This window comes from Kocuria carniphila, from assembly GCF_004136555.1.
Taxonomy (GTDB): Bacteria; Actinomycetota; Actinomycetes; order Actinomycetales; family Micrococcaceae; genus Kocuria; species Kocuria carniphila.
On record NZ_NOIT01000001.1, the window covers coordinates 200,745 to 224,244 of the forward strand.

Genomic DNA, 23,500 nt, shown 5'->3' on the forward strand with positions numbered 1-23,500 from the left:
CACCCGAATCGACGCTCGATCCGTTGAGCTGATTCCCCGGCTCGGCCGCTAGACTTTCCCTACCTCATCCACCAGCATCTGGAAGCACCGCCATGTCTGCCACCGTTTCCCCGTCCGCCACCGACAACTTCTGGTGGCCTTCCACCGTGACCCCTTGGGTTCGCGCGCTGGCCATCGCGTCCCTGGTGGCCAACAGCCTCCTGATCCTCACCGGTGGTCTGGTCCGGCTCACCGGCTCCGGGCTCGGTTGCCCCACATGGCCCCGCTGCACCGACGATTCTTGGACCAATACCCCGGAAATGGGCATCCACGGACTCATTGAGTTCGGTAACCGCTTGCTCACGTTCGTGCTGGCGGTTGTCGCCGTCCTGACGTTCATCGCCGTGTTGCGCCTGCGTCATGAGTTCCCCCGGATGTTTCTCTTCGCCTTGCTCCTGGGTATCGGCATTCCCGTGCAGGCGCTGATCGGTGGCATCACCGTGCTGGTACAGCTGCACCCCTTGGTGGTGGGCGTGCACTATATCGTCTCGGCCATCATGATCTCGCTGGCCACGCTCCTGGTTCTCGATACACGCAGAGCAAGCCTGGCCACCGTGGCCTACGCGCAACGCCCCGGTCAGCTCCCCGGACGAGAGAAGACCGTCCGCATTCTCGCCACGGCCGTGGGTGTGCTGTCCGCAATGATCCTCTACGTGGGCACCCTGGTCACCGGCACCGGCCCCCACGCCGGCGATGAGGACTCCGCCCGTCTCGCCTTCGAACCCCGTCTGATCACCTTCACTCACGTGGTTCCCGTGTACTTGATCGTCGCCGCTGTGATCATCGCCCTGATCCTGGGCATGAAGCAGAACTGGCCCAAGGTCCTCGTCCGCGCGTACGTGCTGCTGGCGGGTGTCCTGGTGCTGCAGGCCCTGGTCGGTTACTACCAGTACCTCAACAACGTGCCGATTTTGTCCGTGGCCATCCACATGGTGCTTTCGGCCATCATGATCTGGGCAGCCACTCGCGTGTGCTCCATCAGTTTCCAGGTCACCAAGGATCCCACCGAGGCCAACGCCGATCGCGCCATCGCCCGCGACAGCGACGTCACGGAGCCGGTCCTCTAAGTCAGCCAGCAATCACCTGAGGTGCCGTTAGAGCCCTTCCGCGCAAGCAGAAAGGTCATAACGGCACCTCTAGTGTTTGGCGAAGTCTTAACGACACATCAAATGCTCAGAACCCCTGTCCCGCGGATCATTTCTCAGGTGTTGGAAGAACCGCCGCTTACACCTGAGGTGCCGGAGGAACCCTCCAGGGGCGGCAGAAAGGTCGCAACGGCTCCTCAGGTGTCATGAAGGGTTCTAAGGACCCCTCATATGTCGGGCCACGTACCCGGTACCGAGCGGCGCGAGGCGACCGAGCGGCGTCGTCGATCGAAAGTGGTCAGTCCGCGATGTGTGGGGCGGCGGAGCGCAGTTGTTCCACGGCGTCGGCAAGGAGGCGCTTGCTGCGGGTGGGAATCGGCAGCAAAGGGCGACGAGGTGCGCCGGTGCGGACTCCGCACACTTCGGCCAGGGCGTAAAGCGCGGACAGTGGGCGTTCGTAACCCATGAGTTGCATGAGTGGTGCCAACGTGGCGCTCCACAACGCGGCCTCGTTGGCGCGATGGTGGATGACCGCGCGGTGGAAGGCCACGAACTCTGGAGCCAGCAGCGCCGCCATGCCGGTGTGCCACGGGGCCATCGGGTAGTCGGACACAATGATCTGGTCGCCACTCACCCCGTGGACCGTGGTGGGATCCGCTCGCTGGGAGTAGAGCAGCTGCCGCGAGTGGAAGAGCCGACCCGTGGCCACGGTGTCCTTGAAGGCCACCACGTTGTCCAGCCAGGACAATTCCGCGGCCAGCTCCACAGGGTAGTTGAAGCCCGTGGTCTCCGGGTTGTTGTACAGGCACAGCGGCAGCGACAGTGAGGACGCAACCGTCTCGACCTGATCCGCAATCTCCTGCGAAACCAGCGGAATGTAGCTGAGGGGGTTGAGCACCAGCCCGTCCGCGCCGTTGTTCTCCGCCGCGTAGGCCATGGTCATGACCTCGCGGGTGGTCATCGCGGAGATTCCGACCCCCACGGGTGTTTCCGAGCCCGACGCCGCGTCAACGGCCACCTTGACGACCTGGGCACGTTCTTCGGCGCTCAAGTACGCGAAGCTGCCGGAGGTTCCCAGGACCACCACGCCGTCCACGCCGCTGCGCGCCAACTTGGCCACGCTGAGCTCCAATGACTCCAGGTCCAAACCGCCGCCCGGCAAGAAGGGCGTGATGGGGTAGGCAATGACACCGGAAAAAGTCATGGACTGCATGGAGCTAGTTTAGGTGAGCCTTACACGGATTCCGTGACAAGGAACGACGCCCGCGAGTCAGGAAGTCCGCGCAGCGGGTACCGTCAGTCCGCGCCCGGCCAGTTGGTGGCGGCGGGTCAGGAACCGAGGATCAGAGAATCGGGCCGCCGATGAACGGGTCGAGAGCCACGCCCACGAACACGAAGGTGATGTAAGCGATGGAACCGTGGAACACGAACATCGCCTGCTTGAGGGTCGGCTTGCCGCTCTGCGCCATGGAGTGCAGTTTGTGGCAGTGGTACAGGAACCAGCCGCCGGAGGCCAGAGCGATGAGTGCGTACACCCAACCGGCGCCACCCACGGGAACCAGCAGCAGCGAGCAGATGACGGTGGCCCAGGCGTAGAGCACGACCTGAGCGCCCACCGATCGGGCGGTATCCACGGCGCCCAGCATGGGGACACCGGCGCGGGAGTAGTCCTCGGCATATTTCATGGACAGCGGCCAGTAGTGCGGCGGGGTCCACAGGAAGATGAACATGAACAGCACCAGGGCCGGCCACTCAATGGTGTCGCGGACAGCGGCCCAACCGATGAGCACCGGCATGCAACCCGCAATGCCGCCCCACACAATGTTCTGCGCGGTGCGGCGCTTCAAGATGATGGAGTAGAACACGGCGTACAACGCAATGGCGATCACGCCGAGCACACCGCACAGCACGCTGACACCAATGGTCAGCCACGCCACCGCCACGGCGGACAGCACCCACGCGAAGATCAGGGCCTCGCGATCGCCCACCTCACCGGTGACCAACGGACGACGCGCGGTGCGCTTCATCAGCCGGTCTTCGTTGCGGTCGATGTAGCAGTTGAACGCTCCGGCCGCGCCGGCCGCAAGGCTGCCGCCGATCAGCGTGTTCAGGATCAGCCAGAAATTGGGCATGCCCTGCTGGGCGAAAATCATGGTCGGTACGGTGGCGACCAGCAGAAGTTCGATGATGCGGGGCTTGGTGAGCGCCACGTAAGCCTTGATCTTGCGCCCCGCGGTCATGGGCCCCTCGTACCCCACCGGCGCTACCGTGCCGATGGAAGAGCCGGTGGCACCGTGGCCGTGAGAGGCCTGCGATGCGCTTCGACCCGACTGTGCCGCGGTATCAAGGGGGTTCACAGAATCAATGCTCCAACTAATCGAATCCGGCGCCGTGGTATTTCGAGCCGTACGGGGCAGATACCGCCTTCCGAACGCGTACCTATACCCACACAGAAGTATAGCCGTCATAATGCGTAATTTCCGGGTGATCAACAGCACGTCCGGGCACGTGATTCACCGATAGCACAAGACACTGACGCCGCCTCGGCTGCGGGACTAAGGTTAACGCTGAAACCCGTGTGGTCTGGCCGACGCGACGTCGTCGAGCCCCAGGCCGCAGTGGAGTACCGCACCGATGAAAGGGACTTGCCACCGTGCCGAACCTTGAGCAACCGCTGAACTGGACCGAACAGGACGCCCGCGCCGTGGACACCGCGCGTGTACTCGCCGCCGACGCCGTGCAGAAGGTGGGCAACGGTCACCCCGGCACCGCCATGTCCCTGGCGCCCGTTGCTTACATGCTGTTCCAGAAGATCATGCGTCACGATCCCAGTGACGACCGCTGGACGGGCCGCGACCGGTTCATCCTCTCCCCCGGCCACACGTCACTGACGCTGTACCTGCAGCTGTTCTTCTCCGGTTACGGCCTGGAAATGGACGACATCAAGTCCTTGCGCACCTGGGGCTCCAAGGTCCCCGGTCACCCCGAATACCGCCACACCACCGGCGTGGAGATCACCACCGGCCCGCTCGGCCAGGGCCTGGCCTCCTCGGTGGGCTTCGCCTACGGCCAGCGCTACACGCGCGGCTTGTTCGACGCCGACGCCGCTCCCGGCACCTCGCCGTTCGACCACAACATCTTTGTGATCGCCTCGGACGGTGACTTGCAGGAGGGCATCACGTCCGAGGCCTCGTCACTGGCCGGCACCCAGGAGTTGGGCAACCTGGTCGTGATCTACGACGACAACAACATTTCCATCGAGGACGACACCAACGTGGCGTTCAACGAGGACGTCCTGGGCCGTTACGAGGCCTACGGCTGGGACGTGGCCCGTGTTGATTGGCGCAACGGCGGCGAGTACAAGGAAGACCTCGACTCGCTGTACAACGCGATCATCTCGGCCACCAAGGTCAAGGACAAGCCATCCATCATCGCGCTGAACACCATCATCGGTTGGCCCGCGCCCAAGAAGCAGAACACCGGCGCCATCCACGGCTCCGCATTGGGCGAAGAAGAGGTCGCATCCGTCAAGGAGATCCTCGGTTTCGACACCGCCGAGTCCTTCGTGATCGAGCCCGAGATCTTCAAGCACGTGCGCTCCGTGGCCGAGCGCGGCAAGGAAGAACGCGCCGAGTGGGAGAAGTCCTTCGCCGCGTGGCGTGAGGCCAACCCGGACAAGGCCGCCCTGTACGACCGCATCCGTGAGGAGCAGCTGCCCGAGAATTACGCTGCCGCCTTCCCGACCTTCGAGGCGGGCAAGGACGTGGCCACGCGTAAGGCTTCCGGTCAGGTCATCAACGCCATTGCCGACACGTTCCCCGAGCTGTGGGGCGGTTCGGCAGACCTCGCCGGCTCCAACAACACCACGATCGACAACGCCAAGTCCTTTATCCCGGCCAACCGCTCCACCGACATGTGGGAAGGATCCCCATACGGTCGTGTGCTGCACTTCGGTATCCGCGAGCACGCGGCGGCAGCAATTGTCAACGGCATTGTGATGAGCACGCAGACCCGTGCGTTCTCCGGTACGTTCCTGATCTTCTCGGACTACCAGCGCCCCGCGGTTCGCCTGGGCGCGCTCATGAAGGTGCCGTCCATCTATGTGTGGACCCACGACTCGATCGGTCTGGGCGAGGACGGCCCCACACACCAACCGGTTGAGCAGTTGTCCGCGCTGCGTGCCATTCCGGGCCTGGACGTCGTGCGCCCGGCGGATGCCAACGAAACCGCTGTCGCGTGGCGCACCATGCTCGAGCACCACGACCGCCCCGCCGGTATCGCGCTGACCCGTCAGAACCTGCCGACCTTCGCCCGTGTGGATCTCCACCCGGACGCCGAGGGCGAGAAGTTCGCCTCCGCCGAGGGCGTGGCCCGCGGTGCGTACGTGATGGCCGACACCGAGTCCACCCCGGACGTTGTGCTGATCGCCACCGGTTCCGAGGTCGAGTTGGCCGTCGCCGCACGTCAGCAGCTGGCCGAACAGGGTGTGGCCGCTCGCGTGGTCTCCATGCCGTGCCGCGAATGGTTCGACGCCCAGGACGAGGACTACCGCGAATCCGTGATCCCCTCGGACGTCAAGGCCCGCGTGAGCGTTGAGGCCGGCGTCAAGATGTCCTGGAACGACATCCTGGGCGACGCCGGACGCGCCGTGTCCCTCGAGCACTTCGGTGAGTCCGCCGACTACAAGACCCTGTACCGCGAGTTCGGCATCACCGCCGAGGACGTGGTCAGCAAGGCTCAGGAGTCCATCGCCGCCGCGCGCTGATTCTCCCCCTTGCCGTGCGGGTGCAGCTGGCACGACCGGCCGCACCCGAACGGCACTACCAGAATTTCCAGCAATGAGTTAGGAAGTCACAGTGAGCACTCCCACCAAGAAGTTGTCCGACGCAGGCGTTTCCATCTGGCTCGATGACCTGTCCCGTCAGCGGTTGACCAGCGGAAACCTGCAGGAACTGATCGACACCAAGAACGTTGTGGGTGTCACGACCAACCCCACGATTTTCGCCTCGGCTCTGGCCAACGGAGAGTCCTACGCGGAGCAGGTCTCCGAGCTCGCCCAGTCCGGCGCGGACGTGGACGAGGCCGTCTTCACGATCACCACCGACGACGTCCGCGACGCGTGCGACGTCTTCGCTCCGATCGCCGAAGCCACCCAGGGCGTGGACGGCCGCGTATCCATCGAGGTGGATCCCCGACTCGCCCAGGACGCCGACGCCACCGCAGCCATGGCACAGCGCCTGTCCCAGACGATCGACCGCCCCAACGCGCTCATCAAGATCCCCGCGACCGAAGCAGGCCTGCCGTCGATCACGGCAACCATCGCGGAGGGCATCTCGGTGAATGTGACCCTGATCTTCTCGCTGGAACGCTACCGCGCGGTGATCAACGCGTACATGCTGGGCTTGGAAGAGGCCCTCGACAACGGCAAGGACCTGTCCACCATCCACTCCGTGGCCTCGTTCTTCGTGTCCCGCGTGGACAGCGAGATCGACAAGCGACTGGACGCCGTCGGCACCGACGCGGCCAAGGCGCTCAAGGGCAAGGCCGGCTTGGCCAACGCCCGCCTCGCCTACCAGATCTACGAAGAGCAGTTCACCACCGAACGCTGGAAGCGTCTGGAAACCGCGGGTGCCAATGCGCAGCGTCCGCTGTGGGCCTCCACCGGCGTCAAGGACCCGACCCTGCCGGACACCCTGTACGTGACCGAGCTCGTGGCTCCCAACACGGTGAACACCATGCCGGAGAAGACCCTGGACGCGACCTTCGACCACGGTGAGGTCACAGGGGACACCGTCACCGGCACCTACCAGGAGTCCAACGAGCTCCTGGATGCGATCGCCGAACAGGGCATCTCCTACCAGGACGTGGTGGATCAGCTCGAGACCGAGGGCCTGGACAAGTTCGACAAGTCCTGGGACGAGCTGCTGGAGACGGTGCGTACCGCCCTGGACAACGCCCGCTGATTCACTGACCGCCAACCCACCAGCACGCATCGCACCCACGAGGAGGCTCTTCATGAGCTCACTGTCATTGTCTGCGGCAGGCGCCGCGCGTCAGGCCATCGAATCCAAGGTTCCAGGCTTGGTCGAGGAACAGTTTGCGTCCAAGCTCTTCGACAAGGACCCCACCCTGTGGGGGCCCGCGGCCGAAGAGGAGGCCAAGATTCGCCTGGGCTGGACCGAGGCCGCAACGGTGTCTCGTCCCCTCGTGGCCGAGATCCTGCAGTTGCGCGATGATTTCGCATCCGAGGGGGTCACGCGATTCGTACTGGCGGGCATGGGCGGTTCCTCCCTGGCGCCCGAGGTCATCACCCGCTCCGAGGGGGTTGAGCTGTTCGTGCTGGACTCCACCGATCCCGAAATGGTGCAGTTGGCGTTGCAGGACCTGGACGAGACCGCCCTGGTGGTCTCGTCCAAGTCCGGTTCCACCGTGGAGACCGATTCGGCGCGGCGTGCGTTCGTCGCCGCTTTCGAGAAGGCCGGCATTGAGGCGCGGCAGCGGATCGTGGTCGTGACCGATCCGGGGTCGCCCATGGACGGTTCCGCACGGGAGGCCGGCTACCGCAAGGTCTTCAATGCCGACCCCAACGTGGGTGGCCGTTTCTCCGCGCTCACCGCGTTCGGTCTGGTTCCCTCCGGCTTGGCCGGGGCAGACATCGAGCAGCTCCTGGACGACGCCGAGGAAGCCGCAGAATTCCTCAGCGATGACGACGAGGACAACATCGGCCTTCGCCTGGGCGCTGCCTTGGGCGGCACCAAACCGTTGCGCGACAAGATCGTGATCGTCAACGACGGCGCTCCAGTAGTTGGTTTCGCGGATTGGGCCGAGCAGCTGATCGCCGAGTCGACCGGTAAGTCCGGTACCGGCGTGCTCCCCGTGGTCGTGTCCGAAGGCGCGCCGGAGCTGTCCAGCGGCGCAGCCGACATTCTTGTGGTATCCCTCGTCTCGGAGGACGCCGAGCCCGTGGACAACGGCGACGCCGTGGCCATTTCCGGTTCCTTGGCCGCCATGATGATGGCCTTCGAGGTGGCCACCGCCGTGGCCGGTCAGTTGTTGGGCATCGATCCCTACAACCAGCCGGACGTGGAATCCGCCAAGAACGCCACCCGTGAACTGCTGGCCTCGTCCCCCGAGCCGACCCCCGCAGAAGCGACGGACGGCTCCATCGAGATCCGCGGTTCCGAGCAGGTTCTCCAGGGCGCCACCACGGTTCCCGAGGCTCTCAAGGCCCTTCTGGGTCAGTTGCCCGAGGACGGTTACGTCAGCGTGCAGGCCTACTTCGACCGTTTGGGTTGGGCGGAACTTGAGGAGATCCGTCCGGTGTTGGCCGAGAAGACCGGCCGCCCAGTCACCTTCGGCTGGGGACCCCGGTTCCTGCACTCGACCGGTCAGTACCACAAGGGCGGTCCGGCCCAGGGCGTCTACCTGCAGATCACGGCCGCCACCGACACGGACGTGGACATCCCCGAGATCCCGTTCTCCTTCGGCGAGCTGATTTCCGCCCAGGCCGACGGTGACGCCAAGGTCCTCACGGATCACCACCGCCCGGTCTTGCGCTTGCGTCTGACCGACCGTTCGCCCGGCGTCGAGCAGCTCCTGAAGGCCGCAGCCGAGCTCTAAGATCGTTACCATTCATAGTTTTCCGGTCGCCGCGGACCGGGGCATTACGCAATCGTCGTAACGCCCCGGTCCGTTGGTCCGGATGAGTCAGGGAGCATTGTGCCTCACCACAACACCAGCAATCCGCTCCGGGATCCCCGGGACCGGCGCCTGACGCGAGTCGCGGCGCCGTCGTCCTTGGTGCTTTTCGGCGTAACCGGCGACCTTGCCAAGAAGAAGCTGCTGCCGGCCATGTACGACCTGGCCAACCGCGGTTTGCTGCCGCCGTCGTTCTCGCTGGTGGGCTTCGGCCGCCGCGAATGGGACGACGCGCAGTTCGCCGAGTACGTCAAGGAATCGATCGCGGACAACGCCCGCACCCCGTTCAACGAGGCCATGTGGGAGCAGTTCGCGTCCGGCTTGCGTTTCGTGCACGGTAATTTCGACGACGACGCCGCCTACGAACGTCTCGCCGAGACCCTCACCGAACTCGACGAGTCCCGTGGTACGCGGGGCAACCACGCGTTCTACCTATCGATTCCGCCCAAGGCCTTCGATGTGGTGTGTCAGAAGCTGGCCGACCACGATCTGGCCGACAGCAACGGCAGCGAGGGCTGGCGTCGCGTGGTCATCGAGAAGCCGTTCGGCCACGACCTCGAATCCGCGCGCGAACTCAACGCCATTGTGGAGCGCGTTTTCCCAGCGGACAGCGTCTTCCGCATCGACCACTACCTGGGCAAGGAGACGGTGCAGAACATTCTGGCGCTGCGCTTTGCCAACCAGATGTTCGAGCCGCTGTGGGATGCCCGCTACGTGGATCACGTGCAGATCACCATGGCCGAGGACATCGGCATCGGGTCGCGCGCTGGCTACTACGACGGCGTGGGTGCTGCCCGCGACGTGATTCAGAATCACCTGCTGCAATTGCTCGCGTTCACCGCGATGGAGGAGCCGCCGGCGTTCTCCGCGCACCACTTGCGCCGCGAAAAGGCGAAGGTCCTGGAGTCGGTGATCCTGCCCGAGGATCTCGGCGCGTATTCGGCGCTGGGCCAGTACACGGCTGGACTGCAGGGTGGTGCCGAGGTCAAGGGGTTCCATCAGGAACAGGACATCCCTGCGGATTCCCGCACCGAGACCTATGCGGCCCTGCGGCTGGAGATCAACAACCGCCGCTGGTCGGGCGTCCCGTTCTACCTGCGCGCGGGTAAGCGGCTGGGCCGCCGGGTGACGGAAATCGCCGTGGTATTCAAGAAATCGCCCAACCTGTTGTTCCGTTCCCCGGACAAGGACGACTTCGGTCAGAACGCCATTGTGATCCGCATTCAGCCGGATGAAGGCGTGACCATTCGTTTCGGCTCCAAGGTTCCCGGCACCCAGTCCGAGATCCGCGACGTGACCATGGACTTCGGCTACGGCCATGCCTTCACCGAGTCCAGCCCAGAAGCATACGAGCGGCTGATTCTGGATGTCCTGTTGGGCGAGCCGCCGCTGTTCCCGGACCATTCCGAGGTCGAGCTGTCCTGGAAGATCCTTGATCCCTTCGAGGACTACTGGGCCGAGCACCACATCAGGCCTGACGCTTACGCACCGGGGTCCTGGGGCCCCGAAACCGCGGATCAGCTCATGGCTCGCGACGGACGTGTCTGGAGGCGACCGTGATCGTACAAATGGAAAACACCACCACATCGACCATCGAGAAGAAGCTGCACTCGCTGCGGGACGAAAACGGTGTGGTTACGCTGGGCCGCGTGCTCACGCTGGTGATCCTGGCCCGCGCGGGCCACTCGGAAATGGCGATCGAGGCCGCGAACTTCGCGAGCCACGAGCACCCCTGCCGGATCATCGTGCACGTGGCGCATTCCGCGAATGAGGCCACCCGCTTGGACGCCCAGCTGCGCATGGGCGGGGACGCCGGTGCCTCCGAGGTGATCATCCTGCACGGCTACGGTGAACTGGCCGAGCCCACCGAGACCTTGATTTCTGCATTGCTGCTGCCGGACGCGCCCATTGTGGCGTGGTGGCCCCATGACTTCCCGGACTCCCCCGGCGACTCGTCCATCGGTAAGATCGCCCACCGCCGCATTACCGATTCCGCCCGGGCGGATGACCCGTTCAAGTCACTGCAGCAGCTGTCCCAGCAGTACCGCCCGGGTGACACGGACCTGGCGTGGACCCGCATCACGAGCTGGCGGATCCAGCTCGCGGCGGTCTTCGATCAGATCGGTGCCGTGCCGGTCCGCGAGGTCATTGTCGAGGGTGCCGAGCGCTCCCCGTCTGTCGTTCTTATGGGCGTGTGGCTGGCCAATGCCCTGGGTTGCGAAGCGAAGTTCATCACCCAGACCGAACGGCCCGGGATGGACCGGGTCACCCTGGTCACGGACGATGGCCCCATCGAACTGCACAGACCCGGCAATACGGTGGCGGTTCTCAAGCAGCCCGGTCAGCCCGATCAGCAGATCGCCATGCCGGTCCGCGACCTCAACGTGTGCTTGGCCGAAGAACTGCGTCGGTTGGATCCGGACGAGGTCTACGGAGACGTGATCACCAAGGCCATGGTCAGTGCAGAGTTGGAAGAGGCCGTCGAAGACGCAATGGATGGAGAAGAGTCCCAGTGAACCACGCCCGCATTGTCCCTCACGGCAGTCAGGAGGAGCTCGCTCAGGAGACCTCACGACGCGTGATCACCGTGCTCGAGCAAGCCCAGGATGAGCGCGGCGAGGCCACACTGGTCCTCACCGGCGGCAGCATGGGCAACAAGGTGATCCAGGCGATAGCCAACGACCCGGACTCCGCCCTGGTGGACTGGCCGCGCGTCAACGTCTGGTGGTCCGACGAACGGTTCGTGCCCGGCGCTGACTCCGAACGCAACGGGGTCCAGGCCGCCGACGCCGCCCAGGGCCAGTTGGATCTCGAATGGGACCGGATTCACCCCATCGCCGCCTCCGACGAGATGTCGACTGCCGAGGAAGCCGCCGCCGATTACCGCGAGGAACTCGCCACCGCGGCCGAGCAGGAAGGGTCGGATAGCGGACTCCCGTACTTCGACCTCATGCTGCTCAGCCTGGGTCCGGACACTCACGTGGCATCCTTGTTCCCGGGCCGAGAAGAGGTCACCGTGACCAGCACCCCTGTGATGGCGGTGCATGACTCCCCCAAACCACCCCCCACACGAGTGACCATGACTCTTCCCGCGATCAATTCGGCGGAACGAGTGTGGTTGTTGGTGGCCGGCAGCGCCAAGGCCGAAGCCCTCGCGGCCATCCGTGACCCCGAGGCCACCCCCCAGTCCGCCCCCGGCAGCGCCGTCCGCGGAACCGAAGAGACGCTTCTGCTGGTGACGGAGGACGCCCTCCCCGGTCTCCCCCAGGACCCCGAGGGCTAAGGGACCGCTCTTCCTCATGCTCCCGCGCTGCACCCGCGCACCTTGGTCGGAGCTAGAACCCTCCACTGCACCTGAAGCGTAGACAGGCCCTCTCCCGTTTCCACGTCATGTTCACCTCTAACGCGCCTCAGGTGCCGGGAGAACCCACCGCTACACCTGACGGGCCGGTAGAACCCCTCCAGTGGTGGCTCAGAAGGGCTCTACCGGCCCGTCAGATGTCATCATCGGTTCCGGCGGCACCTGAGGCGTGGGTAGACATTTCTGGCAGAGGATCGCTTCTAAAACCCTTGTAGCTCTGCGAACGTCTGCCAAAAATGTCACCGCCGCGAACCCGTGCCTGGAATGTCCGCACCCCTGGTCGTCAGTCACGAAGTTCTACCTGAGATGTTGCCGACCACAGTCCTAGTTCTGTCCCAACCCTTTCATTGTCCACCAGCGACGACGACGCACCCCGGCGCCTCGAGCCCAGTTCACGTTGACATCGTGGGAGCCACAAGAACCCGCCAACCCATCTGAGGTGTCCCTAGAACCTTTCCGGAGGCTCAGAAGGGGTCTACCGACGCGTCAGATGACATCAACGGTTCCGGCGGCACCTAAGACGTGCGAGGTTTGGCGCCAAAGTTCTCGGCCGTCTCCCTGTGCGTTCTAACGCCACCTGAGGCGTGAAAGAGGGCCCCCTCGCCTCCGGCTACCGGGCACACTCCAGGACTTCGGCGCCGGTGGACATACTTGGCAGAGGATCGCTGCTAAAACCGTCGTAGCTGTGCGAACCTCGGCCATTTATGCCACCGCCGCCAACCCGTGCCTGAAATGTGCCCATCCCCCATTGTCAGACTGGTTGTGAGTCATGGTGGTCATCAGCTGCGAAGCTCTGCCCGAAATGTCGCGGGGGTACGAGCGTTAAACGCACAACGCCCGGAGACCGAAGTCTCCGGGCCTTGGCTACGTTTTAGACGATCAGACGACCGGCGGCGCGAACCGCAAGGACAGGGCGTACCCGACGATGGCGAGAACCCATACGATGGCCAGGACGGTGGTCATGCGAACCACGTTCTTCTGGGCCGCTCCGGAGGTGTTGAGTGACTGGGTCATGCCGCCGCCGAACATGTCGGACAAGCCGCCGCCCTTGCCCTTGTTGAGCAGGACGAACATGATGCACAGGATGCTGGTGACCACAATGACCACTTGCAGAACAAGCTGCAGGATCTCCACGTAAAGCCTCAATTCCTCGGGAGTCGCTGATCGACCGTAGGAGCGCCGCGGATTCTCACCGCGGGCCGCTCACTGGAATGCCTAGTTGCTGAGCAGATGCTGCTCGAACCGTGCAATCTTAGCAAACTCCTCCGCATCCAAGCTGGCGCCGCCCACCAGGGCACCGTCCACATCAGAGCCGCCCAGGATGTTGGCCACGTTGGAGGACTTGACCGAACCGCCGTAGAGAATGCGGGTGGCCTGAGCGAAGTCCTCGCTGTAGAGCTTTCCGAGTTCCTCTCGGATCGCAGCCGCCATTTCCTGAGCGTCCTCCGGGCCGGCCACTTCACCGGTTCCGATGGCCCACACGGGCTCGTAGGCCACAACGAGGCCCTCGAGCTCCTTCTTGTTCAGGTCCGCCAGACTGCCTCGCAGCTGCTCCAACGTGAACGTCACGTGGTTGCCGGACTGACGCTCGTCCAGACCCTCACCGATGCACAGCATGGGGGTCAGCTTGTGACGAATGGCCGCACGAATCTTGTCGCGGCACTGCTCATCCGACTCGTGATGCACGGTGCGGCGTTCGGAGTGACCCACCAATGCGTAGGTGCAGTCCAACTTGGCCAGGAACTCACCGGAAATGTCACCGGTGTACGCGCCCGAGTCCTGATCCGAAAGGTCCTGGGCACCGTAGACGATCTGCAGGCCGTCGCCCTCGACCAAGGACTGCACCGAACGGAGGTCGGTGAACGGCGGGAACACGGCCACCTCGACGCGCTGGAAGTCGTGCTTGGCATCCTTGAGGGTCCACGCGAGCTTCTGCAACAGAGCGATGCCCTGTGCGTGGTCCATGTTCATCTTCCAGTTGCCCGCGATCAGGGGTGTGCGGTCAAAGTTTCCATCGGTCTTGCTGGTCATAGCTTCTCCTTCGAATAAAACCGCGCGGGGCCCGTGCCGTAACACAGGCCCCGCGCGGCACTCACGTTCTCGGTGGGGGCTGGCTCAGGCGCCCAGGGCCACCACACCCGGAAGCTCCTTGCCCTCGATGAACTCGAGGGAAGCGCCGCCGCCGGTGGAAATGTGACCGAACTGGTCGTCGCTGTAACCCAGGTTGCGCACGGCGGATGCGGAGTCGCCGCCGCCGATCACGCTCATGGCATCCGAGGACACCAGCGCGTCCGCAACGGCCTTGGTGCCGTTGGCGAAGGCCGCCATCTCGAACACGCCCACCGGGCCGTTCCAGAACACGGTCTTGGCGGACTTGATCTTGTCCGCGAAAATCTTGGCGGATTCGGGACCGATGTCCAGGCCCAGACCGGAATCGCCGATCTCGCCACCTTCGATGTCCTCGACGGGGCGGACCTCGTTCTGGGCGTCCTTGTCGAAGGCCGCAGCGTAAACGACGTCCACGGGCAACACGATCTCGGTGCCGGCGGCCTCTGCCTTGTCCAGGTAGTCCTTGACGACGTCGATCTGGTCCTTCTCGAGCAACGAGCCGCCCACGGAGTAGCCCTGAGCCGCGAGGAAGGTGAAGACCATACCGCCACCGATGAGCAACGAATCGGCCTTACCGATCAAGTTCTCGATCACGGCCAGCTTGTCCGAGACCTTGGAACCACCCATGACCACCACGAAGGGACGCTCGGGGTCGGAAATGACCTTCTTGAGAACGTCCACTTCCTTCTTGACCAGGTCGCCCAGGTAACCGGGCAGCTTCTGAGCGATGTCGTACACGGAGGCGTGCTTGCGGTGCACCGCACCGAAGGCGTCGTCCACGTAGGCACCGTTGTCTCCGGTGAGTGCGGCGAGCTCGGCGGCGAACTCATGCCGCTCGGCGTCGTCCTTGGAGGTCTCGCGCGGATCGTAACGAACGTTCTCGAGCACGAGGATCTCGCCGTCCTGGAGAGCTTCGGCCTTGGCCTGAGCGTCCTCGCCGACGACGTCGCTCGCGACCTTGACGGGGACATCGGCCAGTTCGTCCAGCTTCTGGGCGGCCGGGGCGATCGAGTACTTGGGATCGACCTGACCCTTGGGGCGACCCAGGTGAGCCATGACGATTACTCGGGCGCCGGCCTCGGCCAGTTTGGTGAGTACGGGCAACGAGGCGCGCACGCGGCCGTCGTCGGTCACGGTGGTGCCGTCCAGGGGCACGTTGAGGTCCGAACGGACGAGCACTCGCCGACCGGACACCCCCTCAGAAATCAGTTCGTCCAGCGCTTTGGCCATGTCCGGTTCATCCCTTCTAGTGAGAAAACAGGTCCCTATGAAAACGGCGCCGATACCCACAGGGCATCGGCGCCGCTCAGAGGTCTAACTCAGAGCTTATCTGCCACGTACGACACAAAGTCGACCAAACGAATGGTGTAGCCCCATTCGTTGTCGTACCAGGCGATGACCTTGACCTGGTTGTCCACGACCTTGGTCAGCGGGGCGTCGAACACGGTGGAGACGTCGTAGCCTTCGATGTCCTTGGAGACGAGAGCCTCTTCTGAGTACTCGATGATGCCCTTGAAGTCACCCTCGGCAGCCTTCTTGACGGCCGCGTTGACGGACTCCACGGTGACGTCCTTCTCGACGTCCACGGTGAGGTCAACGATCGAGCCGGTGGGGGTGGGAACGCGCACGGCGAACCCGTCCAGCTTGCCCTTGAGCTCCGGGAGCACCAGACCGACCGCTGCAGCAGCGCCGGTGGTGGTGGGAACCATGTTCAGAGCGGCGGCGCGGGCGCGGCGCAGATCTTTGTGGGGAGCGTCGTGCAGGCGCTGATCGCCGGTGTAAGCGTGAATGGTGGTCATCAGACCGCGCTGAATGCCGAACTCGTCGTTAATGACCTTGGCCAGCGGGGCCAGGCAGTTGGTGGTGCAGGACGCTGCCGAGAGCAGGTTCATGGTCTCGGGGTCGTAATCCTTCTCGTTGACGCCGTACACGAAGGTGCCGTCAACTTCCTTGCCCGGCGCGGACAGCACGACCTTCTTGGCCCCGGCGTCCAGGTGCGCCTGCATCTGCGGGCCCTTGGTGAACTTACCGGTGCACTCAACCACGATGTCCACGCCGAGCTCACCCCAAGGCAGCTTGGAGGGGTCCTTCTCGGCCAAGAAGGTGATCTTGTGTCCGTCGACAGTCATGACGTTGCCGTCCAGGGAAACCTTGCCCGGGTAACGGCCCATGACGGAGTCGAACTCGAACAGGTGCTTCAAAGTCTCCGGATCGGTCAGGTCGTTGACTGCCACGACCTCGATGTTGTGTCCGTGCTGCGTGAGCACTGCACGCAGGAAGCTACGTCCGATGCGTCCGAATCCGTTGATGCCAACCTTGATGGTCACTGCGATCTCCTCTTGTCATTGACAATGTCGGTATGCGGGCCCTCGCGAGACCCGATGTTGGATCGGTCACGATCGGTAAGATTCCAACATCTGTCGATTCTCAGATTCATGAGAGCCGAGCTGTTCTACCGCGTTTATTCTATCGAGATACCCGGGTGTTTCCCAGTGCATCCCGCGAATTTTCATCGCTGAGCGCGATCAAACCCCACATAAACCCACATTAACTTTCCGTTCTCGACGGCGTGCTAGGGTCACCGCCGCTGTGACAGGCCGGCGGCCGCCGCGAACTCGCTCGTGTTCGGAACACCGAGCTCCTCGGCACGGCGATCGGCCATGGCGAGCAGTCGCCTGATCCGTCCGGCAATCGCATCCTTGGTGAGTGGGGGATCGGACAACCGCCCCAGCTCGTCCAGACTCGCCTGTTTGTTGGCCACGCGTAGCTTGCCGGCCGCGCGCAGGTGTTCCGGTGCTTCGTCGCCGAGCAGATCGAGCGCCCGCTCCACCTTGGCCCCGGCGGTAACGGCGGCCTGTGCGGAACGCCGGAGGTTGGCGTCGTCGAAATTGGCGAGCCTGTTGGCTGTGGCGCGAACCTCCTTGCGCATGCGGCGATCCTCCCACTGCAACAGGTTCTGATGTGCACCCATGCGGGTCAGCAGGGCGGCGATCGTGTCACCGTCCCTTACGACCACGCGATCGATGCCACGAACCTGCCGCGCCTTGGCGAGCACATCCAATCGCCGTGCGGCCCCGACCAGGGCAAGGGCCGCCTCGGGCCCCGGGCACGTGAATTCCATGGCCGCCGCGCGACCAGGTTCCGTCAAGGAACCGTGGGCGAGGAACGCACCGCGCATGACCGCCGCGGCGTCCTCCACGGTTCCGTTCACGACCGAGGGCGGCAGGCCCCGCACCGGGCGCCCGTGGGCGTCCAACAGACCGGTCCGGCGAGCAAGAGCTTCACCGTCGCGGGCCACGCGCACGATCCACGTGCGGTCCCGGCGTAGTCCGTTGCCGGTCATCACACCCAATTCGGTCGAGTGCCCGTACACCTCGTTAATCGTGTGGGCCGTGCGGCGCGCGGTGGCTTCGGTGTCCACCTCGGCCTCGATCACAATCCGGCCGCCCACAATGTGCAGCCCACTCGTGAACCGCAACAGAGCGGACAGCTCAGCGCCCCGGACCGAGGATTTCTTGACCTGCAGGTGTGCAAGTTCGTCTTTGACCGACGAGGTCAATGCCATGTGAGTAGGTCTCCTTGTGCGTGATTGAGGAACGGCCACCGATCGAGTCGGTGATCAGCCGTCCGCATTCATAATTTTTTGGTAGGCCGCAGCCAGCTTGAAGTGGTTGTGGACGGATGAGCCGTCGTTGTCGCGCAGATCCGCCCAGTGCACCTTGGCGCCCAATTGCGCCGCCGCGAGTTCGACGTCGTGCGGAGACTCGGCCGCGGTCGGATCCGCCAGCACGGCGTCCAGCCGCAGCTCGGGCGCATAGCGGGCCAGCACCCGCAGATGGTCCCCGGTGCTCATGCCCAGGGTCTCGGAATCGCGGGACAGGTTCAGAGTGACCAGTCGCTTGGCCGGGGACTTGCAGATCGCGTCCCGCAGCCCGGGCAGTAACAGGTGCGGCAGCACGGAGGTGTGCCACGAACCCGGGCCCAGAACCACCCACGCCGCCTGGTCGATGGCGGCCACGGCTTCGGGGCAGGCCTGCGCATCGTGCGGGTTGATCCGGACATTGCACACATCCGCCTGCTTGGCGAGCAACGACTGACCCGTGACCGTACGGGTGATGAGTTCGGGCGGGCACGGCTCGGTGGGATCCGAGTTGGGTGCGATATCACCCTCGATCACCAGCGGTTCCCGAGACATGGGGAGCACCTGTCCCCTGGCACCCAGCAGGGCACCGGCCCAGCGCAGACCGTCAACCGGGTCGTCCAACAGTTCCCAGAGGGTCACGATCAGCAGGTTTCCCAGCGCGTGGTTGTCCAGTCCCTCGTTGGGGTGTTCGAGGTCTTGGAACCGGTGCTGCATCACGTCGCGCCAGGTACGGCCCCATTGGGAGTCATCACACAACGCAGCCAGTGCCATGCGCAGGTCCCCCGGAGGGAGCACGTTCATCTCGGTGCGCAACCGACCGGACGATCCGCCGTCGTCGGCAACCGTGACCACGGCTGTGACGGCCGGTGCGAGCAGGCGCAATGCGGACAGGCTCGCGGAGAGGCCGTGACCCCCGCCCAGGGCGACCACCGAATCGGCGTCGGTGAGGCCGTCGCGAGCGGCGGGATCCAAGGAATGGTACGGGTCGACATCGCGCCGGGTGCTCAAGGGCAGCCTCGGCAGCGCGCCGGTCGAAGGAAAGTTACTCATAGTGGTCCGTAGGGTCTAGGGCACCGGGTCTGCGACTACTCGCGCCCCATGTCTCGGTGTTGGATGTTGACGGTCACGCGCGGGGACTTGCTCAGTCGCTTCGCGATGTCTTCGGTGACCGCCACGGAACGGTGCTTACCTCCCGTGCAACCAATGGCGATGGTCGCGTAGTGCTTATTCTCCGTCCGATAGCCGGCGAACACCGGTTCGAGCATGGAGACGAAACGATCGACGAATGTGGCCGTACCGGAATGACCGAACACGTAATCCCGCACCTCGGGGTCCTTGCCGGTGCGCGGACGCAACGCCGGAACCCAGTGGGGATTGGGGATGAAACGGACGTCGGCCACGAAATTCGCGTCCGCAGGCACGCCGTACTTGAAACCGAAGCTCATGACGGTCAACCGCAGCACCACCGGACCGTTGGTCGAAAACATGTCCGCCACGGCGCGCGTGAGCGCGTGCACGTTGAAGGACGACGTGTCCAGCACGGAATCCGAGGATTCACGCAAATCCTGGAGCAGTGAACGTTCTGCCTTGATGCCGTCCAGGATTCGGCCACCGGCCTGCAGCGGGTGGGGCCTGCGCTGGTGTTCGTAGCGCGAGACCAGTACCTCGTCCGAGGCGTCCAGGAACAGCACCGAGAACTCCACACCGGAGTTCTCCAGCGCCGCGAGCGTCTCGCGCATGTCATTGAACAGCGCCTTGCCGCGCACGTCGATGACGACCGCCAGCTTGGGCAGGGTCTCCGGGGTGCGTGCGACCAGATCCGCCAGGGTACTCAGCATCTGGGGTGGCAGGTTGTCCACCACGTACCAGCCCAGATCCTCGAGCGCGTTGGCCGCCGTGGAGCGACCGGCACCGGACATCCCGGTGACGATCAAAAGTTCGGAGGTGGGGGGTTTAACCGGTTGCAGTTGGGGGGTGGGGGAATACGACTCAGGAGTTGGATTACTCATGTCCGTCTGCGCCGCCTGACTGTTTGCCTGCAATGGGTCCGCTTCCAGGGTAGTCCAGTTTCAATCGAGCAACTCCCCCGTCCCCACGTCCACGGCCGCCGACGGCGCTTCCCCGCCTCCCAGCGCAGCCACCACCCGCTCGGCCAGACCCGGGCCGAAACCCTTGACCTGAGCGATCTCATCAACGGTCGCCGCACGCAATTTCTTGATCGATCCGAAGTGCTTCATGAGGGCCTTGTGCTTGGCCGGTCCGAGCCCCGGGACGGCATCCAAGGTGGACACGGTCATGGACTTGGAGCGCTTTTCACGATGGAACTTGATCGCGAAGCGGTGTGCTTCATCGCGCACGCGCTGCAGTAGGTACAGCCCTTCGGAGGCGCGGGGCAGGATGAGCGGGAATTCGTCGTCCGGCAACCAGACTTCTTCGAGTCTTTTGGCCAGCCCGACCACGTACACGTCGGTAATCCCCAGGTCATCGAGGGCACGCTGCGCGGCGGCCACCTGGGGCGGTCCACCGTCCACGATCACCAGGTTCGGTGGGTACGCGAAGACCCGGCCGTTGTCCTCATCGGCCTGATCCGCGGTGACCTCACCGGAGGTCACACCGCGTTCGGCGGCCTTGCGTTGCTGTTCGAGGTGGCGTGTGAAGCGGCGGTGGATCACGTCATACATCGAAGCCGTGTCATCGCGGGCGGCATCACCGGTGATCGAGAACTTGCGGTACTCCCCCTTGCGGGGCAGACCGTCCTCGAAGACCACCATGGAGGCCACGACGTTGGTACCCTGCACGTGGGAGATGTCATAGCACTCAATGCGCATGAGCGCGTCCGGGAGATCCAGTGCCTCCTGCAGCTGCTGCAGGGAGGCGGAGCGCGTGGTCAGGTCGCCAGCTCGGCGGGACTTGTGCAACGCCAGCGCCTGGCGGGCGTTCTCGGACACCGTTTCCAGCAGCTGTGCCTTGTCACCGCGCTGCGGGACTGAGATGGTCACCCGGGAACCGCGCAATTCGCTCAACCAGTTCTCGAGCTCCGGGGCCTGTTCCGGTTCCGTGGAGACGTACACGGTGCGCGGAACGGTGTCCTGTCGGTACGCGAGCTCGGCCGTGCGACGGTGCTTGGCCACGGTGTCCTGGCTGCCCTGCTGGGCCACCTTTCTCCCCCTCCGCTGGGTCTGATTCAGCTCGACGGTCGCTTCACCGTAGGCCTGCTGCAGCAGATGCTCGACCAGTTCTCCGGTCGAGACCTCTTCGACCTTTTCCGTGATCCAGCCGCGCTGACCGCGGATGCGGCCGCCACGCACGTAGAACACCTGCACGGCGGCTTCCAGCTCGTCCTCCGCAAGCGCGAAGAAGTCCGCGTCCGTGTTGTCGGCCAGCACCACGGTGTTGCGTTCGAACGCTTTCTCCAAGGCCACCACATCATCGCGGCGAGCGGCCGCGGTTTCGAAGTCCATGCGCTCGGAAGCTTCTTGCATCTGGCGGCCGAGTTCGCGGATGTACGGCTTGGCGTGCCCGGACATGAAACGACACAGGTCCTCCGCCAGGGCCCGGTGGTCTTCACGGGAAATGGTGCCCACGCAGGGGGCGGAGCACTTGTCGATGTGGGCGAGCAGGCATGGCCGTCCCGTTCGCTCGGCTCTCTGGAAGACACCCTTGGTACAGGTGCGCACGGGGAACACGCGCAGCAGGGCGTCCAGGGTCTCGCGGATCGCCCATGCCTGCGAATACGGGCCGAAATACCGGTTGCCGGGTTTCTTGTCCCCGCGAATGACCATGGCGCGCGGAACGGGCTCGGACATGGTGATCGCGAGGTACGGGTAGGACTTGTCATCGCGGTAGGCGATGTTGAAGCGCGGGGAGAATTCCTTGATCCACGTGTACTCGAGCTGCAGAGACTCGAATTCGGATCCGACCACGGTCCACTGCACCGCAGCGGCGGTGGTGACCATGGTCCGTGTCTTGGGTGAGAGCTGATGCAACGGCGCAAAGTATGAGGACAACCTGTTGCGCAGGTTCTTGGCTTTTCCCACGTAAATGACTCGGCCGTGCTCGTCCCGGAAGCGGTACACCCCGGGGTTGGTGGGGATGTCCTGGCGAGCCGGCTTGTAGCTCGCCGGATCAGCCACGTTCGGGATCCTTCTCCGCGGACGGCGACTGGTTGTAGGTGTCCTTGCGGGGTTGCCCGGACAGCTCGGCAATGGCGTCCATGACCTGGTTGGTCAGTTCCTTGCGCATGCGACCGTTGTGCTGGGGCCCGGTCTTGGGAACGTGGATGGGGTCGCCCACGTGCAGTTCGAAGCGCGCGGGGCGAATCACGTTGGATCCGGGCGGCTGTAGCCGCTGGGTACCCACGAGCCCCACCGGCACCACGGGAGCGCCGGTCATGTAGGCGAGGTACGCCACGCCGTTGCGGCCCCGGTACAGATAACCGTCACGGGAGCGAGTGCCCTCCGGGTAGATGCCGAAAATGTTGCCCTGTTCCAAGTGTTCGAGTGCGGGAGCCAGCGCCGCTACAGAGTCACTCTGTTGACCGCGCTCCACGGGGATCACATCGATCATCTCGAAGAGTTCACGCATGATTCGACCCTTGAGGCCCGGGGTCGTCAGATACTCGGCCTTGGCAATGAACTTCACGCGCCGGGGCATCATGACCGACAGGATCACGGAGTCCAGGAACGACAGGTGGTTGGACGCGATGATCACGGGTCCGTGGTCGGGTACCTTCTCGGTACCCGTGACCACGGGTCGACACAGCGCTTTGAAGGCCCTGGTGACCGAGGTCTGCAACAACCGATATTTATCCATGGTGCGAGCTACCCCTCCCCGGAATCGTTGTACCGGTCAGTCCATGCTGCCAGCTCCGAGGGAGAACTGACCACCGCCACGCACAGTTCGTCGAGTTCACCGGGCTGTCCGAAACCCCACCCGGCACCCAAACAATCGAGCCCGTGGGAGTGCGCACCCTCGGCGTCGTAACTGCGGTCACCGATCATGACCGTACGTGTCGGATCCGGGGTACCGATACCGAGCCTGCGCAACGCCTCGCCGATGATCTCGGGCTTGTCGTGCATGGCGGTGCGGCCCTCCTTCGGCTGCGCCAGATCATCCGCCGCGCCGCTGACCGTCTCGAAGTAATCCGCCAGTCCGAACCGCTCGACCACTTCAGTGGCGATCCGTTCGGGTTTCTGGGTAGCAACCGCTTGACGAACGCCCAGACCTTGCAACCGGCCCAATTCGCGTTCGATCCCCGGGTAGACCCGGGTGCGCTGCAGCCCTTCCGTGAGGTACCCGGCGCGGTAGACGGAAACGACCTGAGGAATCTGATCCTCCGGCACCTCCGTGAAGTGCCTCAGAGACTCGCCGATGGGCGGGCCCACAAAACGCTCCAGATTCTCCGGGACGGGGAAACCGCACGTCCACAATGCATCGGCAATACCTTCGGTAATGGCACCGGCCGGATCCAGAATGGTTCCGTCCAGGTCCCACAACACCACGGGAGTCTGAGGTTTCACGGGCGCCTTCTCTCGGTCGTTGCGAAGTTACTGCTGGATGGTTACT

The 23,500-nt window shown here is 64.3% G+C and carries 19 protein-coding genes; 7 read left to right on the forward strand and 12 right to left on the reverse strand.

The features are described 5' to 3' along the window. The first annotated feature begins 92 nt into the window (after nt 1–92). Nucleotides 93–1,106, forward strand: a complete 1,014-nt coding sequence (locus EWV37_RS00845; protein WP_129699436.1) for a COX15/CtaA family protein — start codon at nt 93–95, stop codon at nt 1,104–1,106. Nucleotides 1,107–1,422: 316 nt separating this feature from the next. Here EWV37_RS00845 and EWV37_RS00850 read toward each other — a convergent pair whose 3' ends face one another. Together EWV37_RS00850 and EWV37_RS00855 are read right to left on the reverse strand one after the other, a co-directional pair. Beyond that, entirely contained in the window at nt 1,423–2,337 is a 915-nt protein-coding gene (locus EWV37_RS00850; protein ID WP_095797874.1) for a dihydrodipicolinate synthase family protein, read from the reverse strand. 130 nt (nt 2,338–2,467) lie between these two features. Then, entirely contained in the window at nt 2,468–3,364 is an 897-nt protein-coding gene (locus EWV37_RS00855; RefSeq protein ID WP_095798090.1) for a heme o synthase, read from the reverse strand. Between the two features lie 413 nt (nt 3,365–3,777). On the opposite strand from EWV37_RS00855, the gene tkt reads away from it, so the two are divergent. From tkt to pgl, 6 genes are all read left to right on the forward strand, one after another. Beyond that, nucleotides 3,778–5,889 (forward strand): transketolase, encoded by a 2,112-nt coding sequence (gene tkt, locus EWV37_RS00860; RefSeq protein ID WP_129699437.1) that lies wholly within the window; start codon nt 3,778–3,780, stop codon nt 5,887–5,889. A gap of 91 nt (nt 5,890–5,980) precedes the next feature. Then, nucleotides 5,981–7,087 (forward strand): transaldolase, encoded by a 1,107-nt coding sequence (gene tal, locus EWV37_RS00865; protein ID WP_129699438.1) that lies wholly within the window; start codon nt 5,981–5,983, stop codon nt 7,085–7,087. 52 nt (nt 7,088–7,139) lie between these two features. Beyond that, nucleotides 7,140–8,744, forward strand: coding sequence for a glucose-6-phosphate isomerase (locus EWV37_RS00870; protein WP_129699439.1), 1,605 nt, complete (start codon nt 7,140–7,142; stop codon nt 8,742–8,744). A 99-nt stretch (nt 8,745–8,843) separates the two neighbouring features. Then, nucleotides 8,844–10,382 (forward strand): glucose-6-phosphate dehydrogenase, encoded by a 1,539-nt coding sequence (gene zwf / locus EWV37_RS00875; protein WP_095797870.1) that lies wholly within the window; start codon nt 8,844–8,846, stop codon nt 10,380–10,382. Beyond that, on the forward strand, nt 10,379–11,338 hold the full coding sequence (locus EWV37_RS00880; RefSeq protein ID WP_095797869.1) for a glucose-6-phosphate dehydrogenase assembly protein OpcA: 960 nt from the start codon (nt 10,379–10,381) through the stop codon (nt 11,336–11,338). Before zwf ends, EWV37_RS00880 begins: the two co-directional genes overlap by 4 nt. After that, nucleotides 11,335–12,105 carry a 6-phosphogluconolactonase gene (gene pgl / locus EWV37_RS00885; protein WP_129699440.1) on the forward strand — a complete coding sequence of 257 codons (771 nt, stop codon included), beginning with the start codon at nt 11,335–11,337 and terminating at the stop codon, nt 12,103–12,105. Before EWV37_RS00880 ends, pgl begins: the two co-directional genes overlap by 4 nt. Before the next feature lie 957 nt (nt 12,106–13,062). On the opposite strand, the gene secG is transcribed toward pgl, so the two are convergent. The 10 genes from secG to EWV37_RS00935 form a co-directional block, all read right to left on the reverse strand. Next, nucleotides 13,063–13,317: a preprotein translocase subunit SecG gene (gene secG / locus EWV37_RS00890; RefSeq protein WP_016996629.1), complete on the reverse strand. Its 255-nt coding sequence runs from the start codon at nt 13,315–13,317 to the stop codon at nt 13,063–13,065. 81 nt (nt 13,318–13,398) lie between these two features. Next, nucleotides 13,399–14,214: a triose-phosphate isomerase gene (tpiA, locus tag EWV37_RS00895; protein WP_129699441.1), complete on the reverse strand. Its 816-nt coding sequence runs from the start codon at nt 14,212–14,214 to the stop codon at nt 13,399–13,401. An 84-nt stretch (nt 14,215–14,298) separates the two neighbouring features. Next, nucleotides 14,299–15,522, reverse strand: coding sequence for a phosphoglycerate kinase (locus EWV37_RS00900; protein ID WP_129699442.1), 1,224 nt, complete (start codon nt 15,520–15,522; stop codon nt 14,299–14,301). 89 nt (nt 15,523–15,611) lie between these two features. Then, the gene (gene gap, locus EWV37_RS00905) at nt 15,612–16,619 is read right to left on the reverse strand and encodes a type I glyceraldehyde-3-phosphate dehydrogenase (RefSeq protein WP_016996631.1); all 1,008 of its coding nucleotides are present in this window, start codon (nt 16,617–16,619) and stop codon (nt 15,612–15,614) included. A 251-nt stretch (nt 16,620–16,870) separates the two neighbouring features. Further along, nucleotides 16,871–17,857 (reverse strand): DNA-binding protein WhiA, encoded by a 987-nt coding sequence (gene whiA / locus EWV37_RS00910; protein WP_095798121.1) that lies wholly within the window; start codon nt 17,855–17,857, stop codon nt 16,871–16,873. Nucleotides 17,858–17,911: 54 nt separating this feature from the next. Further along, nucleotides 17,912–18,985: a gluconeogenesis factor YvcK family protein gene (locus tag EWV37_RS00915; protein WP_095798122.1), complete on the reverse strand. Its 1,074-nt coding sequence runs from the start codon at nt 18,983–18,985 to the stop codon at nt 17,912–17,914. Between the two features lie 35 nt (nt 18,986–19,020). Continuing rightward, nucleotides 19,021–19,944 carry an RNase adapter RapZ gene (gene rapZ / locus EWV37_RS00920; RefSeq protein ID WP_129699443.1) on the reverse strand — a complete coding sequence of 308 codons (924 nt, stop codon included), beginning with the start codon at nt 19,942–19,944 and terminating at the stop codon, nt 19,021–19,023. Nucleotides 19,945–20,004: 60 nt separating this feature from the next. After that, nucleotides 20,005–22,068 carry an excinuclease ABC subunit UvrC gene (gene uvrC / locus EWV37_RS00925; RefSeq protein WP_129699444.1) on the reverse strand — a complete coding sequence of 688 codons (2,064 nt, stop codon included), beginning with the start codon at nt 22,066–22,068 and terminating at the stop codon, nt 20,005–20,007. Then, nucleotides 22,061–22,747 carry a lysophospholipid acyltransferase family protein gene (locus EWV37_RS00930; protein ID WP_095798124.1) on the reverse strand — a complete coding sequence of 229 codons (687 nt, stop codon included), beginning with the start codon at nt 22,745–22,747 and terminating at the stop codon, nt 22,061–22,063. Before EWV37_RS00930 ends, uvrC begins: the two co-directional genes overlap by 8 nt. An 8-nt stretch (nt 22,748–22,755) precedes the next feature. Next, a complete protein-coding gene (locus EWV37_RS00935; RefSeq protein WP_238662978.1) occupies nt 22,756–23,454 on the reverse strand; it encodes an HAD hydrolase-like protein in 699 nt (232 codons plus the stop codon). Nucleotides 23,455–23,500: the final 46 nt, after the last annotated feature.